At 35.4% G+C, this 23,691-nt stretch carries 23 protein-coding genes and 1 pseudogene; 14 read left to right on the top strand and 10 right to left on the bottom strand.

Annotated elements, in window-relative coordinates; all coding sequences use genetic code 11:
• The first annotated feature begins 125 nt into the window (after positions 1–125).
• The 5 genes from HBN42_RS01510 to trmFO all read left to right on the top strand — a co-directional run bounded on the left by HBN42_RS01510 (position 126) and on the right by trmFO (position 5,210).
• Positions 126–1,184 carry a PTS sugar transporter subunit IIC gene (locus HBN42_RS01510; RefSeq protein WP_165993033.1) on the top strand — a complete coding sequence of 353 codons (1,059 nt, stop codon included), beginning with the start codon at positions 126–128 and terminating at the stop codon, positions 1,182–1,184.
• A 13-nt stretch (positions 1,185–1,197) separates the two neighbouring features.
• Positions 1,198–2,190 carry a D-lactate dehydrogenase gene (locus HBN42_RS01505; protein ID WP_165993031.1) on the top strand — a complete coding sequence of 331 codons (993 nt, stop codon included), beginning with the start codon at positions 1,198–1,200 and terminating at the stop codon, positions 2,188–2,190.
• Between the two features lie 167 nt (positions 2,191–2,357).
• On the top strand, positions 2,358–3,017 hold the full coding sequence (locus tag HBN42_RS01500; RefSeq protein WP_165993029.1) for a SatD family protein: 660 nt from the start codon (positions 2,358–2,360) through the stop codon (positions 3,015–3,017).
• Between the two features lie 5 nt (positions 3,018–3,022).
• On the top strand, positions 3,023–3,736 hold the full coding sequence (locus tag HBN42_RS01495; RefSeq protein WP_165993027.1) for a DUF3307 domain-containing protein: 714 nt from the start codon (positions 3,023–3,025) through the stop codon (positions 3,734–3,736).
• A 139-nt stretch (positions 3,737–3,875) separates the two neighbouring features.
• Positions 3,876–5,210 carry a methylenetetrahydrofolate--tRNA-(uracil(54)-C(5))-methyltransferase (FADH(2)-oxidizing) TrmFO gene (gene trmFO, locus HBN42_RS01490; protein WP_165993026.1) on the top strand — a complete coding sequence of 445 codons (1,335 nt, stop codon included), beginning with the start codon at positions 3,876–3,878 and terminating at the stop codon, positions 5,208–5,210.
• Between the two features lie 72 nt (positions 5,211–5,282).
• Here trmFO and HBN42_RS01485 read toward each other — a convergent pair whose 3' ends face one another.
• Positions 5,283–5,768, bottom strand: a complete 486-nt coding sequence (locus tag HBN42_RS01485; RefSeq protein WP_165993024.1) for a PASTA domain-containing protein — start codon at positions 5,766–5,768, stop codon at positions 5,283–5,285.
• Between the two features lie 249 nt (positions 5,769–6,017).
• Between HBN42_RS01485 and HBN42_RS01480 the strand changes: the two genes are divergently transcribed.
• The 6 genes from HBN42_RS01480 (at position 6,018) to HBN42_RS01455 (ending at position 11,794) form a co-directional block, all read left to right on the top strand.
• Positions 6,018–6,770, top strand: a complete 753-nt coding sequence (locus HBN42_RS01480; RefSeq protein ID WP_165993023.1) for an ABC transporter ATP-binding protein — start codon at positions 6,018–6,020, stop codon at positions 6,768–6,770.
• 1 nt (position 6,771) lies between these two features.
• Positions 6,772–8,727: an ABC transporter permease gene (locus tag HBN42_RS01475; protein WP_165993021.1), complete on the top strand. Its 1,956-nt coding sequence runs from the start codon at positions 6,772–6,774 to the stop codon at positions 8,725–8,727.
• A gap of 43 nt (positions 8,728–8,770) precedes the next feature.
• The gene (locus HBN42_RS01470) at positions 8,771–9,436 is read left to right on the top strand and encodes a response regulator transcription factor (protein ID WP_165993019.1); all 666 of its coding nucleotides are present in this window, start codon (positions 8,771–8,773) and stop codon (positions 9,434–9,436) included.
• Positions 9,433–10,374, top strand: a complete 942-nt coding sequence (locus HBN42_RS01465) for a sensor histidine kinase (RefSeq protein ID WP_165993017.1) — start codon at positions 9,433–9,435, stop codon at positions 10,372–10,374. Before HBN42_RS01470 ends, HBN42_RS01465 begins: the two co-directional genes overlap by 4 nt.
• Positions 10,375–10,403: 29 nt before the next feature.
• Positions 10,404–10,925, top strand: a complete 522-nt coding sequence (locus HBN42_RS01460) for an NUDIX hydrolase (RefSeq protein WP_165993016.1) — start codon at positions 10,404–10,406, stop codon at positions 10,923–10,925.
• A gap of 521 nt (positions 10,926–11,446) precedes the next feature.
• Positions 11,447–11,794, top strand: a complete 348-nt coding sequence (locus tag HBN42_RS01455; protein ID WP_165993014.1) for a tetratricopeptide repeat protein — start codon at positions 11,447–11,449, stop codon at positions 11,792–11,794.
• 141 nt (positions 11,795–11,935) lie between these two features.
• Here the strand turns inward: HBN42_RS01455 and xerS are convergent, their stop codons facing one another.
• Complete coding sequence (xerS, locus tag HBN42_RS01450; protein WP_165993012.1) at positions 11,936–13,006, bottom strand: tyrosine recombinase XerS; 1,071 nt, start codon at positions 13,004–13,006, stop codon at positions 11,936–11,938.
• Positions 13,007–13,791: 785 nt separating this feature from the next.
• Here xerS and HBN42_RS01445 point away from each other — a divergent pair.
• A complete protein-coding gene (locus tag HBN42_RS01445) occupies positions 13,792–15,027 on the top strand; it encodes a peptidoglycan bridge formation glycyltransferase FemA/FemB family protein (protein WP_165993011.1) in 1,236 nt (411 codons plus the stop codon).
• 70 nt (positions 15,028–15,097) lie between these two features.
• Here the strand turns inward: HBN42_RS01445 and HBN42_RS01440 are convergent, their stop codons facing one another.
• The 4 genes and pseudogenes from HBN42_RS01440 to HBN42_RS01425 all read right to left on the bottom strand — a co-directional run bounded on the left by HBN42_RS01440 (position 15,098) and on the right by HBN42_RS01425 (position 18,243).
• Positions 15,098–15,553: a threonine/serine exporter family protein gene (locus tag HBN42_RS01440; RefSeq protein WP_165993009.1), complete on the bottom strand. Its 456-nt coding sequence runs from the start codon at positions 15,551–15,553 to the stop codon at positions 15,098–15,100.
• Positions 15,544–16,326 carry a threonine/serine exporter family protein gene (locus HBN42_RS01435; RefSeq protein WP_165993007.1) on the bottom strand — a complete coding sequence of 261 codons (783 nt, stop codon included), beginning with the start codon at positions 16,324–16,326 and terminating at the stop codon, positions 15,544–15,546. The genes HBN42_RS01440 and HBN42_RS01435 overlap by 10 nt, the downstream gene beginning before the upstream one ends.
• Positions 16,326–17,546, bottom strand: a complete 1,221-nt coding sequence (locus HBN42_RS01430) for an amidohydrolase (protein ID WP_165993005.1) — start codon at positions 17,544–17,546, stop codon at positions 16,326–16,328. Before HBN42_RS01430 ends, HBN42_RS01435 begins: the two co-directional genes overlap by 1 nt.
• Before the next feature lie 278 nt (positions 17,547–17,824).
• A pseudogene (locus tag HBN42_RS01425) lies at positions 17,825–18,243 on the bottom strand (cupin domain-containing protein).
• Between the two features lie 233 nt (positions 18,244–18,476).
• Between HBN42_RS01425 and HBN42_RS01420 the strand changes: the two are divergent.
• A complete protein-coding gene (locus tag HBN42_RS01420; RefSeq protein WP_165993003.1) occupies positions 18,477–18,770 on the top strand; it encodes a hypothetical protein in 294 nt (97 codons plus the stop codon).
• A 154-nt stretch (positions 18,771–18,924) separates the two neighbouring features.
• Here HBN42_RS01420 and HBN42_RS01415 read toward each other — a convergent pair whose 3' ends face one another.
• Positions 18,925–19,947 (bottom strand): Gfo/Idh/MocA family oxidoreductase, encoded by a 1,023-nt coding sequence (locus HBN42_RS01415; protein ID WP_165993001.1) that lies wholly within the window; start codon positions 19,945–19,947, stop codon positions 18,925–18,927.
• Positions 19,948–20,156: 209 nt separating this feature from the next.
• Here HBN42_RS01415 and HBN42_RS01410 point away from each other — a divergent pair, with 209 nt between their 5' ends.
• Positions 20,157–20,849, top strand: coding sequence for a LexA family transcriptional regulator (locus HBN42_RS01410; RefSeq protein ID WP_165992999.1), 693 nt, complete (start codon positions 20,157–20,159; stop codon positions 20,847–20,849).
• A gap of 204 nt (positions 20,850–21,053) precedes the next feature.
• Here HBN42_RS01410 and HBN42_RS01405 read toward each other — a convergent pair whose 3' ends face one another.
• From HBN42_RS01405 to HBN42_RS01395, 3 genes are read right to left on the bottom strand one after another with little or no spacing between them, the layout of a single operon-like run.
• Complete coding sequence (locus HBN42_RS01405) at positions 21,054–22,337, bottom strand: FAD-binding oxidoreductase (RefSeq protein WP_165992997.1); 1,284 nt, start codon at positions 22,335–22,337, stop codon at positions 21,054–21,056.
• Positions 22,330–23,106 (bottom strand): FAD:protein FMN transferase, encoded by a 777-nt coding sequence (locus HBN42_RS01400; protein WP_165992995.1) that lies wholly within the window; start codon positions 23,104–23,106, stop codon positions 22,330–22,332. Before HBN42_RS01400 ends, HBN42_RS01405 begins: the two co-directional genes overlap by 8 nt.
• Complete coding sequence (locus HBN42_RS01395) at positions 23,099–23,605, bottom strand: FMN-binding protein (RefSeq protein ID WP_165992993.1); 507 nt, start codon at positions 23,603–23,605, stop codon at positions 23,099–23,101. The genes HBN42_RS01400 and HBN42_RS01395 overlap by 8 nt, the downstream gene beginning before the upstream one ends.
• Positions 23,606–23,691 lie beyond the last annotated feature (86 nt).

Raw genomic sequence — 23,691 nt, 5'->3', positions numbered from 1 at the left:
TATACTGTAAATATTATCAAAACTTATAATACTATAATTTTTAATAATTTCTATATTTTTGCTTGCTGTGTTAAGCTTTATATAGTTAGTGAAATCACAAACAAAATTTTATAGGAGATACAGTAATGATAGAAAATAGTAAAAAACATAGTGTAAAAGATTTTACAATGAATGTTTTAAATGGTCTCGCCTTAGGAACAGTAGTAGTCTTAATTCCAGGTGCTATTCTTGGAGAGTTAATGAAGGCTCTGCTTCCCATGTGGTCTGGTTTTGGACCTTTGATAGCTGCTACTGCAGTATCCACAAGTCTAATGGGACTTGTTATTGGTATGTTTGTAGGAGGAAATTTTAAATTTAACCCTATCCAATCAGCTTCATTAGGATTAGCTGTAATCTTTGCCGGTGGTGCCGCAAATGTATCCAAGGGTCTTATTAGCTTGCAAGGTACTGGTGATATCATCAATATGGGTATCACTGCAGCACTGGGAGTTTTACTGATTCAATATTTATCAGATAAAACAAAATCGTTTACACTTATCATTATTCCAACTGTCACCCTCTTACTTGTTGGTGGAATTGGGCGTGCACTTTTGCCTTATGTAAAAATGATTACTGCTATGATTGGTCAAGGTATTGCTAGCTTACTAGGCTTACAACCTATTTTGATGTCAATCCTCATAGCTATGATCTTCTGTTTCTTAATCGTATCGCCAATTACAACAGTGGGCATTGCTCTTGCCATTTCCTTATCAGGTATAGGTTCAGGAGCTGCAAATCTAGGTATATGTGCTGCTAGTTTTGGATTATGTATAGCTGGTTGGTCAGTTAACTCAAAAGGAACTTCCTTGGCTCATGTTTTAGGTTCACCTAAAATTTCTATGGCTAATGTCTTGTCAAAACCAAAAATTATGCTGCCAATGCTGTCTTCTGCTGCAGTACTAGGCATCTTAGCTGCCTTATTTAATATCCAAGGGACACCAGCCAGTGCGGGTTTTGGGATCAGTGGTCTAATTGGCCCAATCAATGCCTTGAATCTTGCTAAGGGCGGATGGTCATTTGCAAATATTTTGATTGTTTTGATAGTCTTTGTTCTAGCACCAATCGTTTTAAGCTTTTTATTTAACTATTTATTTATCAAAGTTTTCAAAATAATTGATAGCAATGACTATAAGCTAGATATCTAAAAGGAGAATGGATATGAAATTAAAGCTCTATAATGTCCGAGGAGAAGAAGCAATTCTTGCAAGCCAATGGGCAGAGGCTAATCAAATTGAAATTTCCTTAAGTGAAGAGCCACTAACTGTTGAATCAGTAAGAGAAGCACAAGGCTTTGACGGAATTGCTAATGCTCAAATTGGTCCTTTAGATGATGGTATCTATCCGATTTTGAAGGAAATGGGAATCAAACAAATTGCACAGCGTAGTGCAGGCGTTGATATGTATAACCTAGAATTGGCTAAGAAAAACGATATTATCATTAGTAACGTTCCTAGCTATTCTCCGGAATCCATTGCAGAATTTACAGTAACAATTGCTCTAAATCTCATCCGTAAGACCGAATTGATTCGTGAAAATGTTAAGAATCAAAACTTTTCTTGGAGCCTTCCAATTCGAGGCCGTGTCCTCGGAGATATGACTGTTGCCATTATTGGTACGGGTCGTATTGGCCTAGCAACTGCTAAAATATTTAAAGGCTTTGGCTGCAAGGTGCTTGGTTTTGATATCTATCAAAGTCAAGCTGCTAAAGAAGTGCTGGAATATAAAGATTCTGTAGAAGAAGCCATCAAGGATGCTGATCTGATTTCTTTACATATGCCGCCAACTGAAGAAAATACACATCTTTTTAATAAGGATATGTTTAGCCAATTTAAAAAAGGTGCTATTTTGATGAATATGGCTCGCGGTGCACTCATTGATACTGAGGATCTTCTAAAAGCTTTAGATTTAGGACAATTAGATGGTGCCGGAATTGATACTTATGAATTTGAAGGACCCTATGTTCCGAAAAATTTCCAAGGTGAAAAAATTGAAGATCAAGCATTTTTAGACCTTATCAGGCATCCAAAAGTTATTTATACCCCTCATGTAGCCTACTATACTGACGAGGCTGTTAAGAATCTTGTTGAGGGTGCATTAAATGCTTGCGTGGAAGTGATTGAAACTGGTACAACTCTGACACGAGTTAATTAGGCTTAGCTCTATTTACAAAAGGTTTCATGCAAATAGATATTCTAATGGCGTTTATAATAGACAATTTCTTTATTGTCCGTTATAAACGCCATATTACTTATTGTCCGTTATAATGGACATTTTTAAAAATGTCTGTTATAATAGCCATTAGTAAAGGAGTTAGACTTATGCAATATCTGGCTATTATTGGTGATTTTATTGATTCTAAATCATTTAAAAACCGTTATAACTTTCAACAACAATTTCAGGACTCTTTGGAAAAGATTAATCAATCCTACCACAAAACAATTGTTTCAAAATTTTCTATCACTTTAGGTGATGAATTTCAAGGACTCTTGACAAATGATGCCCCTATATTTCAGATTATTGATGATCTCAATAGGATGATGTCTCCTTATCAGCTCCGCTATGGAATAGGTTTGGGTGAGATATTGACAAAAATCAACCCAGAAATAAGTATCGGTGCTGATGGACCAGCATACTGGAAAGCCAGACAGGCCATTACGGAGGTTCATGTCAAAAATGATTATGGTCAGACACACTTGCTCTTTCAATCAAGTCAAGATGATTTAGATTTTACTCTTAATAGCTTGTTGGCAGCTGGAGAAGCTATCAAGAGTAATTGGCGGACCAGTCAAGAAGAAGTCTTTTATCAATTGTTAAAAGAAAATATCTATTCAGAAGACTTTAATCATCTCTTTTTAGCAGAAAAACTTGAACTTGATCCAAGTGCCTTATCAAAACGCCTCAAAAGTAGTAGTATAAAGGTATATCTGAGGTCACGTCGTGCGGCCTTAACTCTCATTCAATCAATAGAGAAGGAGTAAAAGCAATGACTGGTTTAGCACCCTTTTTAGCTGAAAATCCCATATTAACCCTCTTATTAATCTGTCATTTTCTTTCTGATTTTCAATTGCAGAGCCAAAAAACTGCTGATTTCAAAAATAAGGATTATCACTATTTATTGAGGCATTTCTTAGGTGTAGCCTTGCCACTTAGTCTAGTAGGTATAATGATTCCGGGACTGATCCCCATCATTTTATTCATCTTTCTTAGCCATGTGCTCATAGATTATTATAAAGTGAAACTAGCAAAAGTATTGCATCTTAGCGCAGCTGGTAGTTTCGCTGTGGATCAAGGTATGCACCTTATAATAACCATCAGTCTGGCCTTAACTGCTAGCGATCATATTTTACCAGCCTATTTGGATAGACTACCTTTGACAAGTTTACTTTTTTTAGTGCTTATCACCAAGCCTAGCAACATTGCTTTCAAGATATTTTTCGATCGTTTTCAACCCAAGCAAGATACAAAGATGGATAGTATTCCAGGTGCTGGCGCAATGATTGGAAACCTGGAAAGAATTGTTATTGGTATTTGTATGCTCATGGGGCAATTTGCTTCGATAGGCCTGGTCTTCACAGCAAAATCAATTGCCCGTTATGATCGGATTTCTAAAGATGCTATTTTTGCGGAATATTACCTGATTGGTTCTTTATTTAGCATATTAACAGTTTTCTTAGCAGCTTTTATCTGTTTTTACTAATTTTTTTGCAGGAAAAGGTCTCAGTCTACAAGCGACCGCCTTCTGCTTTTAAACAATTTTTGTTATAATATACAAATAAAATTTATAGAAAGATTTGTGGAAGTTAGTGAGTCTTAACTTCCAAAGAGGTATTAGTCTATTGTCTCAATCTTATATTAATGTCATCGGAGCTGGTTTAGCTGGTTCTGAAGCGGCTTATCAAATTGCAAAACGGGGTATCCCAGTTAAACTGTATGAGATGCGCGGCGTCAAATCAACCCCTCAACACAAAAGTACACAATTTGCTGAATTAGTCTGTTCCAATTCTTTTCGTGGTGACAGCCTAACCAATGCAGTTGGTTTATTAAAAGAAGAAATGCGTCGCTTGGATTCACTTATTATGCGTGCAGGCGAAGCACACCGTGTTCCAGCAGGTGGTGCCATGGCTGTTGACCGTGAGGGGTATGCAGAAGCTGTAACCAGAGAAATTGAAAATAATCCACTCATTGAAGTCATCCGTACTGAAATCACAGAAATTCCTGAAGATGCTATTACAGTCATTGCAACAGGTCCCCTAACCTCAGATGCCCTTGCAGAAAAAATACATGCTCTAAATGGTGGTTCAGGTTTTTATTTTTATGATGCGGCAGCACCAATCATTGATAAGTCTACCATTGACATGAACAAGGTTTATCTCAAATCACGTTATGACAAGGGAGAAGCTGCTTATCTCAACTGTCCCATGACCAAAGAAGAGTTCATGGCCTTCCATGAAGCCTTGACCACTGCAGAAGAAGCTCCGCTTAATTCTTTTGAAAAAGAAAAGTACTTTGAAGCTTGTATGCCAATTGAAGTCATGGCTAAACGTGGCATTAAAACCATGCTCTATGGGCCAATGAAACCAGTAGGTCTAGAATATCCTGATGACTACACAGGTCCTCGTGATGGCGATTACAAGACACCTTATGCCGTGGTACAACTTCGTCAGGATAATGCTGCTGGAAGTCTCTACAATATGGTTGGATTTCAAACCCATCTTAAATGGGGTGAACAAAAACGTGTTTTCCAAATGATTCCAGGCTTAGAAAATGCTGAATTTGTCCGTTATGGTGTCATGCATCGCAATTCTTATATGGATTCTCCTAACTTACTTAATGAGAAATTCCAATCACGCGCCAATCCCAACCTATTCTTTGCAGGGCAAATGACAGGTGTAGAAGGCTATGTAGAATCAGCCGCTTCAGGGATTGTTGCTGGAATCAATGCTGCTAAGCTATTTCAAGATGAAGAACAAGTCATCTTCCCTCAGACTACAGCTATAGGTAGTCTTCCTCACTATATCACTCATACAGACAGTAAGCATTTTCAACCAATGAATGTTAATTTTGGTATCATTAAGGAACTTGATGGTCCCCGAATTAGAGATAAAAAGATGCGCTATGAAGCAATAGCAGAGCGTGCTTTAAGTGATTTAGCTCCATATTTAGATCTATAAAAAAACAAGTCAATTAGCTTGGCAAGAAAGTTAATTGGCTTGTTTTTTTACTGTTCAAAGGAAAGAAATGATTTATTTTTTACCAAAGGGGATCTTGATATGTTTTAGATTTTCTAAGGAATCAGAGATTTTCTGATTACGCTCTACAGCCTTTAGATTATGCTCTTCCAGTAATTTCTGGCTTTTTTCGAGCACATCTAAATTAATATAGTAAAGCTTGATCAAAGAACCCACATTTCGTTTTCCTCCCCTAGGGGACATAGCAACAACCTCATTGAGGGTGGATGTAACATATTTTTTATCTGCTCTTGCTGGAATAGTAGCAACCACAAAACCTTGTTTTTCAAGATGTTCTTTGGCCTCTATCACAGCCAAATTAATCACATTATCAACTGAGCGTAAATGTTTATGTCTTTCTTGCCTTTGATCTATAAATTTCTCAACAATAGGTCTTGTATTATCCATTCCCTTGCTGATCAATTCAGTTGTGTCTGGAATGATGGCAATCATTTTCCCCAAAGCACCTAAAGATTTGATTAAACGTCCTTTTTTTAACATTTTGAACTCCTTATTAGCTTGTAAAGTCTTATTCATATTATATCAAAAGCTTTGCTCTAAACCGCAAATAAAACTTACAATTTTTTTGAAACTTTTTAGAGACATCTTATGACAGTTAGGGCAGTTAAAAAGGCAATCTGAAACTTACAAACTTGTAAGATTATAGGTAAGAATTGTAAGTTTCTTTGGCTAAAATTCATCTATAATTGATGAAGCAATAGGTTATAATAATTAAAGGAGATTAAATCAATGCTACTAAAAATAAATCATTTACAAAAAATTTATCGCACACGATTTTCAAAGGAAGAAACGCATGCCCTGCAAGATATTGACTTCAAGGTGGAACATGGTGAATTTATTGCTATCATGGGAGAATCTGGCTCTGGTAAGACAACCTTGCTTAATATTCTGGCTACCTTGGAAAAGCCGACTGCAGGTTCTGTATTTTTGAATAATCAGGATATTACTAAAATTAAAGAAGGGAAGTTAGCCCAATTCCGTTTAAAAAACTTAGGCTTTGTCTTTCAAGAATTTAACCTTTTAGATACCTTGTCTGTCAGAGATAATATCTTTTTGCCATTGGTGCTAGACAGAAAAGGTTATAAAGAGATGACTGGCAGATTAGCTCAGATATCTTCAAAACTAAGAATTGATGCTTTACTTGATAAGAGACCCTTTGAAATCTCCGGAGGGCAAAAGCAGCGTGTCGCTATTGCTAGAAGTTTAATCACAAATCCTCATCTCTTATTGGCAGATGAACCAACAGCAGCTCTAGATTATCGTAATTCCGAAGATTTACTGAATCTTTTTGAGGATATTAATATGGATGGTCAAACAATCCTGATGGTGACCCACTCAGCCAACGCGGCTAGTCATGCTAAACGGGTTCTCTTTATAAAAGATGGTCGCATCTTTCACCAAATGTATCGTGCCAATAAAAGTAACAGTGAATTTAGTAAGGATATCTCATTGGCAATGTCTGGCCTTCTAGGAGGTGAGTAAGATGTTCTATCTAAAATTAGCCTGGAATAATTTAAAAAATTCATTTGAAGTTCTAGCCCCTTTTTTTCTTGCCAGTACAGTTTTATTTATGCTCAATTGTATCGTGACTATTATTTTATTTAGTCCTATTTCAAAAAAAATGAGTTATGGCAATACTTTTTTAGGTTTGGCCTTTGTTATACTAACCCTCTTTGCAACCATAATGGAAATTTATAGCTATAATTTTTTCTTAAAACAGCGAAGCAGAGAGTTTGGTCTCTATAATATCTTGGGAATGAATAAGGGTCAGGTTGGCCTTGTTTCTACACTTGAATTAATTATGATGTACATTGCCACTGTCTTTTTAGGATGCCTTTCATCATACATCTTTTCGCATTTGTTCTATTTGATCTTTGTTAATTTAACACACTATGATAGTTTAGATCTACCCTTTAATTTTCTACCCTTTCTTATTACGACAGCTGTCTTTTTAGCTATCTTTATCCTACTTGAAATTTTAGGACTTCGTAAAATTAGAAAAACATCCCCTTTATTACTTTTCCAAGACCAACATCAAGGAGAAAAAGAGCCGCGCGGCCACTTCCTATTAGCCGTTTTATCTCTTTTAAGTTTGGGTATGGGGTATTATTTATCTTTTTCTTCAACTAAAGTAAGTGCTTTAGTAGTCTTATATCGTTTCTTTATAGCTGTTATTCTGGTCATTATTGGAACCTATCTCTTTTATATTTCCTTTATGGCCTGGTATTTAAAACGAAAAAAAGCCAATAAAAATTATTATTATCAATCAAAACATTTCATTTCAACCTCTCAGATGATTTTTAGGATGAGACAAAACGCCCTAGGCTTAGCTAATATCACTATTTTAGCTGTAATGGCCTTTGTGGCGATCGCAACAACCACAGCCCTATATACTAATACCAATAATTCTATCAAAGAACTCTTTCCTAAAAATACAACTTTCAATTTTGAGACTGCTAATGAAAAAGAGGTCAAAGATTATGTGTCTCGTTTTATATTGACGCCCCTTAATAAGAAAGAAAATGAACTGATCCAATACAAGAATCTTCGAGTTGGCATACCAGGAGCAGAAGGGAAAAAACTTAAAATTAGTAAAACCGATTTTACCAAGCCGAATTTTACCAAAATAACCTTTACTCATATTGTTTCTGAAGAAGATTATCTCCATTTAGGTAATAAAAAACTTCATTTGGCTGATGGGCAAGTAGCCTACTTTAAACAAAAAGGAGATAGTCAGCTAAAAACAATGGATATCTTGGATCAGCATTACCAGGTTAAAGAGAATATTAAAAGCATCAATTTCCCTGCTGTAGTCAACACCTATAATCCAGCAGTTCTTGTTGTTAAGGATGAAGAAACCTTGAACACTATAATAAAGAAGATAAATAGTGTTTCTCAGGTAAAGCTTGGTCTAGAATACACTGTATTTGGTAATTTTAGTCAGAAAGAACTTAATCGCATACTGGATAATACTGGTAACTTAAGTCATGATAAACAATTTATAGCACAAGTCACACAAAAGAAAGCATTCAAAAGGGACTTATATAATATGTTTGGAGGTTTTATGTTTGCAGGATTCCTAATGGGTTCAGCCTTTATTCTTGGTGCTGCGTTAATTATCTATTACAAGCAATATTCTGAAGGTCACGAAGATAAGAAGTCCTATCAGATTTTACAAGAAGTTGGGATGAGTCAAAAGCAAATTAAACAAACCATCAATTCACAGATTCTTTTGGTCTTCTTTATGCCAATTACTATGGCCGTTATCCATTTTTCTGTAGCTATCATTATGCTCAAACAGATGTTACTTATGTTTGGAGTGACAAGCTCTCCTCTTATTTATAAGGTCAGTGGTATTACTATTGCTATCATTATTGTTATTTATTTTATGATCTACAAAACAACTAGTAAAGCCTATTATAAAATCATTGAAAGGTAAAGTAAGTAGCGATTTTTTGCTACTTTTTTGTTATTATAAAGCTATGGTAAAAAACGAAAAAATATATATTGTTGAGGATGACTCAACCATAGTGTCACTCTTAAAAAACCATTTAATGGAAAACTATTTAGTAAAGAGTGTTGAAAATTTTAGGGATGTCACAAAAGAAGTTCTCCAATTTAAGCCAGATCTTGTTTTGATGGATATCAGCTTACCCTTTTTTAATGGTTTTTATTGGACGACTGAAATTCGGAAAAGCATGACTGTGCCAATCATCTTTATCTCCAGTTCTAGTGATGAGATGGACGCTGTTATGGCTCTTAATATGGGTGGGGATGACTTTATTACCAAGCCTTTTTCCTTATCCATCTTAGATGCTAAGATTACAGCCTTTTTACGTCGTTCTAAACAATTTTCCACTAACAGCTTTTCCTTTAATCATTTTACTTTAGAGTTTGATGGTAGTCTATCTGATGGCTCTCATGTTATTAATCTGTCACCAACTGAACACAAAATTCTAGCTCTGCTATTTTCCCACCAAGAAAAAGTCCTTAGTAAGGAAGAGATTCTTTTAAGGCTTTGGGAGGATGACAATTATATTGACCAAAATACTTTAAATGTTAATATGACACGCTTGCGCAAGAAGTTAGCAGAGATAGGTTTTGACCATATTCATACTGTGAGAGGAGTAGGCTACATTCTTAAATGATTATCTTATTTTTAAAAGAATACAAGATTTGGTATATCAATTATCTACTATTTCTTGTTCTCAATTTATTAGTTTTTTATTTATACCGTTTTCCCATTCATCACTTTTTTATTACAAGTCTGATCTCTGTAACCATATTATTGCTTTTTTCCTTTGCAGCTTATCTAAAATTTAAAAGGAAGATATTAGCTTTACAAGAATTTATTTATGTAAAAGAACTCTCTGTCTTAAATTCCCCAACTGAGCTCGCTTTTAAAGAAACCTTAATGACAGTTTTGGACAGAGAAGCTGAAAAACATCAAGAATTAGCCAGACAAACTGATCATTTAGATGAATTAATAAAACTTTGGGCCCATCAAATGAAGTTGCCGCTTTCAGTCCTATCCTTAATGGAGCAGTCAGGGCAGATTGATTCTCTGGAATTAAAAAATCAAATCTTTAGAATGGAAAATTATCTGAATCAGTTACTAAATTACATGAAATTTAGTCAAAACAATGATGATTTTAGGTTTGAAAGAGTTAGTCTCAGAGAGATTAGTCAAACAATTTTAAAGCAAATGCGTTATAGCTGTATTACAAAAGGAATAAGTGTAGAGTTAGAGGGAGACTGGCAGCTGAGCTCTGATAAAAAATGGTTAAAGTTTGTTTTAGAACAGATCCTTGATAATGCCATTAAATATTCTAGGAAAAATGGTCAGATTAAAATCCTGATCAAGGATTGCAGTATTAGAATATCAGATAAAGGTATTGGAATACTTGAATCTGATTTACCACGATTATTTGAAGAAGGTTTTACAGGTTACAATGGACATGAGCATCAAAAGGCTTCTGGACTAGGTCTCTATATGGCAAAAACTATTTTAGAAAAATTGAACCTTGATTTGTCAGTTGAGAGTGAGCTTGATAAAGGAACCAGTGTCACTATTTTGAGGAAATAATCGAGACATGCAATGAGGAGGAGCTTAGCATGCAAGAAATTTGGGATATCTATGATGTCAATAGAATAAAGACGGGTAAAACAATGGTAAGAGCTACTGACTTTGAAGAGGGAAGCTACCACCTGGTAGTTAATCTTTGCATTTTTAATCAAGAAGGTCAAATGCTGATTCAACAACGGCAAAAAGATAAAGAAGGTTTTCCAAATTGTTGGGATGTTTCTGTGGCAGGTAGTGCCCTTGTAGGTGAAAGTTCTCAAGAAGCTATTATGCGTGAATTGCAAGAAGAACTAGGGATTTCTTTGGATCTCAGTCAAAGCAGACCTCATTTTACCATTAACTTTGATCATGGATTTGAAGATATATTCTTGCTTCGAGTTAAAGATTTGGATTTGAAGACATTGAGCCTACAAAAAGAAGAAGTGCAAGCCGTAGCCTGGGCTTCAAAAGAAAAAATTCTGGAAATGATAGATCAAGGAATTTTTATTCCCTATTATAAAAGTAAGATTGAGCTCTGTTTTGATATGCTTGACAAGTACGGGTCTCACCAGTGATCACTATTAAAATATTTACCTTCTAAGATTAGGATCTATCCTAGTCTTTTTCTTTTTGGGAGGGAAAGGAAAAAGAAGAAGATGCCTTATTATGGCAATTAGATAACAGGGATGCTGTCCAGCATAAGATGCTTTATATGATTGAACACGCGCAAGAAAGTCTTTACATCTAAATTTGGGAGGACAGTTTGACGCCGGCTATTACTAAAGCATTGGAAAAAGCTGAGACTCGCCTTGAAGCCTTTTGTCTGCATCTTATTCAGCGAGAGTGGTCATTATACTTTACCCTTCAATCGTTTCTATCCACATGGTTTTGAAGATGATAAAATTCAAGATATGGGAGGACACTGGATCAACCTTATTTGCGATGACACCATCATACTTTTTGGAACTTTAGACCAGCATTGTGATGTGATTTGGCCCCATAATGTTGCCATGTGTCTACTGGCTAAGGAATATGTCAGTCATGATGCCTATACCTTGAAAATTATTCAAGAACATGGGGAAATTACAATAAGGCCTTGGAGTTTATTGAAGCAGAAAATGAAATCATTGAGAAACACTTTAAAGATGATCTTCTAAAAAGTGCTGTCAATAATTATGAGCAAGGTTTTTTGAGACTAAAGTTGGAATTGCTTGATCAATCCTTGCCCTATATGCACTTATCACTCAAACAAGTACTTAAAACAGATGATCTTATAGCCCAAGGTTGCGCCCATAGAGGATTGGGAGATATTTACCTAGCATCAGCTATGAGAGAAAAAGCACTATGTCACTATCAGATGGCCCTAAATCTATTTAGAGAAGCGGGAGAAACCATCGGTGCTAGCGAAATTGAAATCAAGTTAGGAGAAATACAGATTGACTAATTTTATCAGAACTATCTAAAAGACGAGTGATTTAAAGCTATTATCTTATATGGTCTATCAAAAAGTCAAAAAGTGAACTGTCAATAATTCACTTTTTTAATACTAAAATAGTTTACATAAATAAAATTATGTATTTTATAATTATAATTTATCCAAGGCATTTTTTTGTTCGTCATTGATGATATGGGTATAAAGGTCTGTAACCTGTGTAGAGGCATGGCCCAATTGATGACTGACTAAGACTTGTGACTTGGTAGCATCATATAATCTGGTGGCCAGTGTATGGCGGAGTTTATGGGGAGTAACACGGATTTTGAAGTCTTGTGAGTACTTAGCAACCATTTTTTCGATAGAAGAGGCGTCAATACGGTTAGGCACACCACGGTATTCTGTTAAAAAGAAGGCTGTATCGTGTTTTTCCGCCTTGTAACGGTCTTTACGGATGGCTAAATAGTTCTCTAAATAGGGCTTAGCAAAGCCAGCTACGTTAACAGAATCACGTTTACCACCCTTACGGGTGACTTCGATGACCATCATTTTCAGATTTAAGTCTTTCAAATCAAGGTTTACAGCTTCTGAAAGTCGGACACCGGAGGCCAAAAGAAGTGCAATTATGGCTAGATCACGCTCCTTATTTTTTCGGAAAGATGATTTGGCGCGGTTTGACAAGAGATTCTCATACTCATTATCCACGTACTCCAAAAATGCCATGGTTTCATCACCTAAGAAGAGCTTTTGCTTGATGTTTTCTGCACGCGAAGCTAGGGTTTCTTTTTTCTTTTTAGTGGAAACTTTTTTCATGACATTCCTATAGAAATAGGGTTCTCCTTGATCATTTTCAACTTCCTCAGTCAGATACTTATAAAGACTAGATAAGGCAGACAAGGTTCTGTTGATGGTCGTTTGTGATACACCCGATTTAGTGGAATAGGTGTTGAGAGAAGGTCTCTCACGCAAATAGAGGACAAATGCCTCCATATCTTTTTTTGTCAGGTGCTCCAGGGTAGATAGGTCTATATCAGCAATTTTCCTAGCCTGTGAGATATCAGCATCAATAAGCCACTCAAAAAAGCGTTTATATTCCTTGAGATATTCATAAAGTGTCGTAAAGCTATAAGGCACAGATAATTTGGATTGGTAATATTCCAAAACATACCAGGGCATGATAGTCTTATATTCTTCAATTTTTTCTAAAAGTAAGTCACGTCTCATACACACATTTCCTTTTAAAACCCATTTCAGCATGGGTTGATAGATTTTTACCTTAATAGGAGTATAACACACCCTTACATATTTTTCAAGAAAATTACAGTTTTTCGGAAAGATGTTATGGGCCATTTTATCTTATATCAAATATACTTTGTTTTAACTGAAGCTGATTTTGAGATTTTTCCTGTGGAATGTTGATGTCTATGCTTTTCTTTATGCTATATGCTATGCTAAAAACATCTAAATCATATCAGTCAGTAATCCCCTTAAGAAAACTTATCATTATATCAATTTTTCAATTGTACTTTTCTTTGTGTTTGTCATTTCAGAAATGGCTTTGCTACAGACACCTTCGAAATCCTTATGTCTACCTTGGCAAGATTCATTTGCTGTTGTCCTAACTATAAATATAAATGGACTGAAAAGATATCGAAAAGTATAATAAGGAATATATAAAAAAGAAAGCAGGCTTGTCAGCTAGCTCTCTTTTTTATTTTCATTCCCATCTCTGTAATTGAACTTGGATATGGCTTTTTAAAGTAAGAAGACGCCCTCCTTAAAGCCCAATAAAGCTGCTTTAAAAAAATTAAATAAGGACATTAACAAAAAAAGAAACACAATTGTAACATAAATGCAATAAAAATATACAGTTTCGTAATAAAACATCTTGTTTATAATTTCGAAATGAATAAGTAAGAAGTTGTTGAAGTATTTTCTCTAAGAGTTGCTGCTTCTGCCGCTTTTTTCCTTGCACACTAAATTTTAAAGAGAAATAAGGTATTGATTTTATGGAAATAATAAACGTTAAGGAAACTGAATTTATCAAGGTTCAAGAGAATTTTAGAAGTTCGAATTTTTTACAGTCCAACCAGATCTTTGAAATCCAAAGAGAAAGAGGAAAATTTCAATTAGTTGAAAGACTACTCTTTATTAAGGACGAAAAAATTGTTGGTTTAGCAGTTATTAACTACCGAAGAAAATGGAAAATTTTTACTGAAGCACTTCTTGTTCAAGGTCCAGTTTTGAATTATTCTAAGTCAGACATAGCAAAAGAAGTATTTTTGGCCTTAGAAAAACATGTTGCACTAAATAAGGCTATCAACTTAATGTGTCATCCTTACCTTATCAATCATCGTAGAGATGAACTTTTGAAAACCAAAACTACTGATGAAAACATTGAAACTGATAAACTGTTAAAGCAACTAGGTTTTAAGCACAGCTTTGACGCTGATTACTTATTGGATGGCATTAATCAAGCTTTTATCAAGGATCTGAGCTCCTATGGAAATTATCAAGACATTGAAAAGAACTTTTCGGCTCCCTTAAAAAGAAATATTAAGAAATACCGGCAATCACATGTTAAGGTTAGGGAATTAACCTATGATGAAATTCCAATCTTTTACGATATTTTAGTCCAAACCTCAGGTAGAAAAACGTTTACGGTACAAGATATTGATTTTTTCAAGAGACTAAAAATAAAATTTCAGGATAGGGCTAAATTTATGCTTGCCTATCTTGATTGTGCTGCCTATCAAAGCTATTTAGAAGAAAATATTGCCTATTTTTCTGAGGAAATTGCCTTACAGCAGACAAAAGCAGATTCTAAAAAGAGAAATATGGCTATTAAGAATGCTGAGCAGCAACTTACCAGTTACCTGAAACGCTTGGAAGAGTTTAAGCATTATCATATTAATGAACCCTTTTTACCCCTATCCTCTTATCTTTTCATTGAATATGCTGATGAATTAATTAGTTATTTTGGGGGCAATCTTGAAGAGTACTTTGTTTTTGGCGGTGCAACTTTAATCAATTGTGAAATGATGCAATATGCAAAAGATTCTAAGATAACTTATTTCAATTTCGGTGGTACTATTGAAACTGACCAAAGTCAGTTAGGTCAAGGAAATTTCAATTATAAAAAGCAATTTGGTGGGGAACTCGTTCACTATTTGGGAACTTATAAAAAGGCTCTTAATCTTATAGGCAAACTTGCTATGATTAAAGAAAGTCATAATAAAAACTAGTAAATAACTTAATATACTAGTTTTCCTACCTGTGATATTTTTGTTCTGATTCTCTATACCTATAGTTATCTCAAAGCTTCCTTTTTCTTTGTGCACTATTAACTTTTAGATGGTTGTAAATTTCTAAGAAAGAATCTACAAGAAAGACTGATAAGGCAATAGCGCCTGATATCAACATGGATTCAATAAAGTTTTTTCCAGCTAAGCTAACATTCCCTTGAATATAATAATAGGCAATCCTATAGACTCCTGCTCCGGGAACTAGAGGGAAATAACTTGGAATATAAAAAATGGTTACTGGGGATTTAAGAATTCTAGCTGCAATTTGTGATAAAAATGCGATGACAATGCCTCCGCAAAGAGTTGCTAGAGCAATATCTGCATAAGGCAAGATTAATAAATAGACTGTATATCCAGCTGCTCCAATAAAACCTGTCTGAAATTTAAGATGACGGGGAATTTCTAAAATAATACCTGAAGTTACTGTTGCAATATATGCCCCAATTATTTGTAAAATTATACCCATTGAATAATCCCCTTTGCAATAAACAGACCTAGCGCAACACCAAATCCTAAACTGACTGCAATAATGAGAGCTTCAACAATTTTTGAAAGACCTGAGCCATAGTCTCCTTTAAAAGAATCACGAAATCCATTTGTAAAGGCAGTACCTGGAAATAGCGGCATTAATACAGAAATAACTACAATATCAAATGATGGGTTTTTCATGCCTAGGAGATGGATAAGGACTGGTATAATAGTTGCCACTAAGAGTGTTGCAACAACTCCAAAGATAAAGTCGTTTAACTGTAAGCTATCCTTTAAACGATAAGAAAATAAAAGTAAAAAGGCTGCTATAACAGAGAGAAACATCTCACCAATATCTCCTCCTAATAAAATAGTAAAGGAAATTACTAAAAATATGGTGGATATCGAAATGACATTTTTAGAGTAATTTTTCTTATCCATACATTTTAATAGCTGATGAGCTCTTGTGATATCAATACGGTGTGATGTCAGATCTCGAGAAATTTGATTTACAATATGAATTTTTCTTAAATTTGTTTCTCGTTTGGTAATTCTTTTGATTAAAGTAATAGGTTCGTCTAAATCAGGACCATCTAAGGTAATAAAGAGCCCTGTTGTATTTGCAAAGACTTCTGTTACGGGTTGCTGACTGATCTGGAGCATCCGCGATACTGTATTTTCAACACGGTAGCACTCCGCATTTGCTTCTAGCATGGTAATACCAGCTCGCATAGCAACTTCTACCACATATTTATTATAGTTTTCTGTCATTAATTATCTTTACCTAAATAAGTTAAAATGGCTACAATAGCAGCTTTGGTACCTGTTTCTAATGTAGGATGTATAGCAGGAGCAAATTTTGGATTATGGTTGGCATAAACAGTCTGTTCTTCTGTAAAAGCACCAAAACCCCAATAAAGATAGGGAATATCTAAGGCTCTTGGAAGGTATGAAAAATCTTCTGAAGCTGTCATTGGTAGGTACTCTACTACATTATCTTTACCCAAATATTTTTCAAATGAATTGGTAAGAGCTTTAGCAAGCTTTTTATCGTTATTTGTTAGCGGAAAATTATCTGAAATTTCAATATCAGGTTCAAATTGGCAGTTTCCTGCTTGGCACTCGGCAATAACAATACGTTCAATTGCATGGATTAATTGGCCTTTAACCTCATCACTGTATGCTCGAACATTTACCAACAAGGTTGCGGTGTCAGGAATAATGTTGGCTTTAATACCTGCTTGGAAGGAACCAACGCTAACAACTGCAAACTTAAAGGGATCTACTTCTCTAGCTACTATAGTTTGTAATCGATTTACAATAGCAGAGCCAATGACAATAGGGTCAATACTCATATGGGGCATTGATCCATGAGCACCTTTTCCTTTGATAATGATTTTTAATGAGGCAGCTGTTGATAAAAAAGCTCCAGACATGAGTCCAACTTTTCCGGCTGCTGGCTCAGTCAAAACGTGTTGAGTTAAAGCTATTTCAGGATGAGGAATTTTCTCGTAAAGAGCATCTTCAAGCATTGCCTTAGCACCAGCTGCAATCTCTTCACCTGGTTGAAAAAGAGCAATATAGGTTCCTGACCATTGCTCCTTATGTTTTGCTAGCGCCCAAGCTGCTCCTAGGCCAGCCGCGATATGCATATCATGGCCACAGGCATGCATCACAGGGACTGTATTTCCCTCATTATCAATTTTTTCAACTGTCGAAGTATATGACAAGCCACTTTCTTCCTTGACTGGGAGAGCATCAATATCAGCACGAAATAGCACTTTAGGTCCTTGCCCCTTACTCAAGACACCAACCACTCCTCCTCCAATTAATTGTGTCTGATAGCCAAATTCTTGGAGTTTTTCAAAAATAAACTGTCTTGTTTCCTCTTCCTGCATTGATAATTCAGGATGACTGTGCAAATATTTGTAGGTTTCTTCTTGCCAATCTTTGATCTCTTCCAAAGAATTTAATACATCCATAATGGCCATAAACACTTCTCCTTAGCTTTATTACTAATAACTCTAGTATAACATTTATTAACACTTTTCTCTTGCTGTAAGGGTCTTTCATCAAGATATTAAAGAGAAGAGTCATTGAACTTTGTCCTATTTATTTTATCATACCATATAAAAGCATTGAATGGATAACATAGTCATGTTTTTTCAAATTGAGAATTTAATGGCATGAGGCAGCCTAATCACAAGAGCTCATTTGAGAAGACAGAAAACACACTCTCTCTGAAGAAGGTGTTTTCCTAGAAATGGTGCTAGCTTTCATTAGGATCATTTCTAGGAATCCTCGTGACTTGGATGAATAGTTCCTGGTAGATGGTCTGGACCTGTACAGATTGAATAGATTTTAAGTGACTTGTTGCCAGTATTTGTCACATTGTGCCAAGTATTAGCAGGAACTAAGATAAAATCATCATCTGATACAGCTTGTTCAAAGCTTAGATTATCCTCAGCATCACCCATTTGACATAAACCAGTTCCTTATTCGTAAGAACTGATCGATACCCATATGCACTTCTAGGCCGATATCGTCACCTGGTTGAATGGACATTAAGGTTACTTGAAGTTTTTCTCCAGTCCAAATTGTGGTTCGATAATTTTCATTTTCTTTAGTATAGTCCTCAATGTTGACGATATACTTTCCTTTTCCGTTATCTTTATCATCAAATGCCATTTGTCAGTCCTCCTCTAATTAGATTCGTTCTAAATAAGCTATAAGAAAATGGTAACATGAAGCCTCTTTCAAATCAATTGTTTAGCTTGTTTTTAGATATTTGAGTTTTTCTGATTCTCATGAGAAGCTCTGTGGACAAAGGGGAGTTTTATTTAGATACACTTGGTATAAAATTTCATAAAGTCTTGATGGCAAACTGAAAAGCTTGAATAGGATGAAAAGAGGATACCCCAATGTTAGAAAAAATTAGTCAATTAGCTACAGGAAAAAGGTCTTCGAAGTCTGTTATCGCTCAGAGGATTTTAGATAATCTCTCTAGTATTGAGCAGCTATCACTGGAGGATTTGGCAAAAGCCAGTTTTAGTTCTAAATCAAGCATTGTCCGTTTTGCCCAGCTGCTTGGCTATAAAGGTTGGACAGATTTATTCTCAATACTCTTTATGCCCTTTATTTTAAGAAAGATTATTTCAAAAATTACGTTCAAAAGGCTTAAGCTGTCAAGTGAATTAAAAGCTAAACGGCTTTGACAGCTTAAGCCTTTTCAACTTGCTGCTAAATTCAACATAAAAGCCACTAGACATAAAAATACCTCTTAAGTAGATTTTGGTTATTTACCATGTCTACTTAAGAGGTATCATATCAAAGTCTAGTGGCTTTTATGTTTTCTCAGACCTTTTTTAATTAAGCTTGCAATTCTTTCATTTTACGGATGCCTTCTTCTATAATTTCAATTTGTCGAATGGTTTCCTCATCTTTGACGATTTTTTCTTTTCCAAAGATGATACTATCATGGATAGCTTGGTACATGCGAGCGTAACTTCCTGGTTCAGAAATAACCTTTTCTTCATGGTATTGGCCTTGATCATCCATATAGGTTAAGGTGCCATAATGTTCTGGCCGATCAATTCCGAAATCGGAGTTATTTGGCATATAGAAACGTTTCAAGTCTTCTTCTTGACGATCTTTGGTCTCTTTGACAAACATCCCCTTTTTACCATAAACTACAAAACTAGGACGTTCTTTTATGCGGAAATAACTTGATTTAATTGAAACCTTGGTAGATCCATAATAAAAATCCAAGTCAAAGTAATCATTCATTCTTCCTTTGCCTAATAACTGACGAACATCATAATGTATTCTTTCTGGCGTTCCAAAATAGGAAATGACTTGATCAATAGTATGGCAAGCATGACCATAGAGGTAGCTAGTATTAATTGAAAAGTTCTCTATGCCTTCAGGGATTTCTGGACGAAAATAATCAAAATGCATTTCTACTTCTAAGATATCACCTAGAACACCACTTTCAATAACCTTTTGAACAGTTAGAAAATCAGAGTCGAAACGGCGGTTTTGGTAAGCTTGAACGAAGATGCCCTTTTCTTTAGCAAGGGCGAATAATTCCTTTGCTTCTGCTGCTGTTTCAGTAAAAGGTTTTTCAACTAAAGTGTTTTTACCAGCCTCCAAACACTGTTTAGCAACTTCGTAATGGGCAGATGCCGGAATAGATAAAATGACCAATTGAATCTCTGGATCTTTTAAAACATTATCTAATCTATCAGTGTAATGAACTCCTTCTATTGGTTCCCAAGGACCAGGTACTGGAGAGTAAATCGTTTTGATTTTAATATCTTTAAGTTGCGTAGCAAAGGGAATATGATAGCGGTTAGCACTTTTTCCGTTTCCAATATAAGCAATAGTTAGCATTTGAAGCTCTCCTACTTTTTCATTTTTTCTCATTTTAAAAAAGCTTTCCAAGAGGAAAAACTTTCTCAAATAGAACTATTTTTATCATACGCCAGTTTATTTTAATTGTCAAAATTTACTTATTTTCTCTCATAAAAAAATTCTTGAAAGGTGGAAATAAATTTGTTATACTTTAGTAAAGTTATAACTTTACTAAAAAGGGGAGCAAAATGTTTTCAGGTAAACAATTAAAGAAAATAAGACAAGAACATAAGATGAGCCAAGAAAAGTTGGGACAAGAATTGGGAGTTAATAAAATGACTATTTCTAACTGGGAAAAAGGGAAAAATTGTCCCAATCAAAAGCACTTGAGCGCTTTACTGACTATTTTTGAAACAGATCCAGACTACTTCAACCACTATCAAGAAATTATCATTCCTTATAAACAGTTAAACAGCAGTAATCAATCTAAGCTACTGAACTATTCAGAGAAGTTATTAGCTCAGCAAAGTAAGGTTGTTTCTCTTCCAAACAAAGAAAAAGAGCTATTTTCTTACCGTGTTTATGAAAGTTTATCAGCTGGTAGTGGTTATTCATACTTTGGTGATGGTAATTTTGATGTCGTTTTCTACGATGAACAATTAGATTATGATTTTGCCTCATGGGTCTTTGGAGATTCAATGGAGCCAACCTATCTGAATGGTGAAGTGGTTCTCATTAAACAAGAAGGTTTTGATTATGATGGTGCTATCTATGCGGTTGAGTGGGATGGACAAACCTATATCAAGAAAGTTTATAAAGAAGATGATGGCTTACGCCTTGTATCCTTGAATAAAAAATACTCAGATAAATTTGCACCCTTTGATGAAAACCCACGTATTATTGGTAAAATAATTGCCAACTTTATGCCATTAGAAGTTTAAGTCACCTAAGTGAATATAAAGCCCTTTTATGCCAGTATAACTTCTAGAGAAGATATTCTTTCAAAATAGACTACTTTTTAGAAGCCTGTGGTAGTTTAACAAAATGATAGACTCTCTTTATTTTTCACTATAAAGGGAGTCTAAACGTTTTTTAATCTGAAGAAACTGTCAATTTTATGGAATTTTAGGTCGTTTTTCTTTTTCTTACCAAAGAAATTCTTCGAAGTAGATGCGCTCTGGATCAATGCCTTGGGCTATAAAGAAACTTCTCCAATGGCGTCCCATGCTAATTGGACCACCCAGTAAGATAAGAAAGTTACTTTCTTTTTCAGGCAATTGAGATAAAATGTAGTCATCATTGTAACGGCCTACTTGATAATAAGCTCTGAAATTGGATCTCTTTTGCCAAGAGGCTAGACGATCCTGATAAAGTAATCCCTCCTGATTTTTAACGGTATAGTAGAAAACAGTGTCAATTTGAGGATTGCCTTCAATAATTGAGAAGAGGGGCACAACACCAATCCCACCACCGATGATAAAGAGTTGATCTGGCTTAAACTTAGAAATAAGCTTTTGGTAATGACCATAGCCCCCATCCACTCGAACACTTGTTCCTGAATTAATCTTGGTCAACTGTCTAGTAAAATCACCATCTCCTCTGATTGCAAATTCTAAAATATTTGTATCTTTTGGATTATTTAAGATTGAAAAAGGATGTGGCTCTGCCATCCCAGAAATTTCTGGGAATGAAAGGAAGGCAAAATCACCAGGTTGTAAACGCAATCTAGGCTTCCTTGGTAGTTGAATACTAAGTTGCCTAATATTGGCTGCTACTTCTCTATTATCTAATACATTTGCTCGAATGCCGTGGGCTCTGGGATTGAAATGAAAGAAAAGGTAAGAAAAAAGAACAAAGAAAGTATAAGCCCAAATCAAAAACATAAATGCTTTGATAGAGACGATATAATCAATCAAATGAATATGAATGAAAATTAATAAGGTAGCTAGTAAATTCAATCGATGTAACCAGACAGATATTTCATGTTTAAAGATTTTTTCTAAAAATTGCTTAATGCTTAGTAGCAAGGGTATTCTACTTGTCAACCAACCAGCTAGAAAAAGTAAAGAGTAAGCAGCCAAACCCAAGAAAATCACAAAGGCTACATCTCCTGTCCACTTAATAAATGCCTGAGAAGAGTCTAGTTCCTTATGGATGAAAGCAACTAAAAGAGCAATGAGACTGAGCATACCATGTATCATATAAGCACTCGGTAGTCCGATTAAACGATCAAGCCATTTAGGTTTTGTTGCAATATAAATAGCTGTTAACATCCATACATAAGCAAGAGCTCCTAAAAGGATGCCCAAGCTTCGATTGGTATAAATGGCCGGTAAACCTGTCTTTAAAGTGTAGAGAAAAGGTAATGGTAAAAGAAAAAGTACCATTAACCAGGATAATCCGAAAGGAGTTATTAGTTTTTTAGTCATTATGGAAATCTCCTAGATGAAATAGTTTCAGTCCCTGATCATCAAGACAGAGTCCAGAAAGCTTTTGTTGGTGAATCAATGCCTTGAAATGGTCGCTATTAGCTGCCAATCCTACCATGGCCCAAATATCAGCCAGGGCAAGAGAATGAGATACAATGGTAACTTGTTTAGCTACTAGTCCTTCTTCTTGCTTTGTATGTCTGCCTCGTTTACTGAAGCCAGAAGTTGCTAGGCCTCCATTTGTTACAGGATAAATTGCTAAAATATTTTGAAGATTGTCAGGATCTTCAATAGCAATTGACCAACTGAAGTCTGATGCAGGGTCACTATAACATTGCACATCTCCACCACCATTTAAAGAGACAGCAACTATCTCTGGATGGGCAAGTAAGGGTTTTAAAAACTGCTTAGCAATGCTTTCAATTGCCCAACCTTTGATATAGCCAGTTGGGTCATATGTTCCCTTATAGTAGGGATCAAAGTAGCCCTTAGTTTCTATTTTTACTCTTGCTAAAATAGCATAGGTTGCCTGAAATTCTGGATGGTCTAAGAGGATAGAATCCTGACCAGCATTGAACCTGCTCACTAGACTGTCGCTTTTAAATGGGGAATAGTCCCTTTCTATCCTCTCCAGTTCTGCTCTGACTTTGGCATTTACTGGCTCTATCAGCTGCTCTGCCAACATCAAATCATTTGAAACCAAAGTCAGTGTGAAGGGAATGGTCATGACTTGAATAAGTCGTTTACTATAGTATATCTTTTCAGCCATTACTTGTCCCCGTTTCTTGTGCTTGGTTAATAGCGTCTTGTAGAGAGCCGATGAAACCTTTGTAAGTTTCCGTTGCACCAGAAACTTGATCGATAGAGGAACTTTGTGCTTGAAGGGCTTCTTTTTTGTAAATGGGCAAAGCCTGCTCATTGACCATGAGCGAATGGTGTTCAGTACCTGGATGAGCAAGTACTGTAATGGCAGTCATCTTCCCTGACTCTACTTTAATCTGCAACTGAACATCACCCCATTCAGTGCTGGTAGATTGTCCAGTGTAGGTGCCATCTTTCATACTAGTGGAGGATGTGGCATCCTGAGACTGACTGTACTGGTTGGAAGAATTCTGGACTCTTGTATCAGAAGTATTATCTTTAAGACTTGTCTCCTTGCTTTGGACAGTGTTATTGTTTGTTGGTTCCTTAAAGAATAAAAGGCAGGCATCGGCAATTGCTGCTAAACCAGCAATTAGGGTTAAAAGTAGGGCAAATAGTTTTTTCATATTAGATATCTCTCGAATATTCTAAATTTATAATCTTACTATAAAAGAGGGGGCTTAAAAATAACTTAAATAGAACAATTCTAAAT

Origin of the sequence: Streptococcus catagoni, from assembly GCF_011421425.1 — a bacterium.
Lineage (GTDB): Bacteria > Bacillota > Bacilli > Lactobacillales > Streptococcaceae > Streptococcus > Streptococcus catagoni.
The sequence above is the reverse complement of the archived record's forward strand: the minus strand, read 5'-3'. Positions and strand labels throughout refer to the sequence as shown.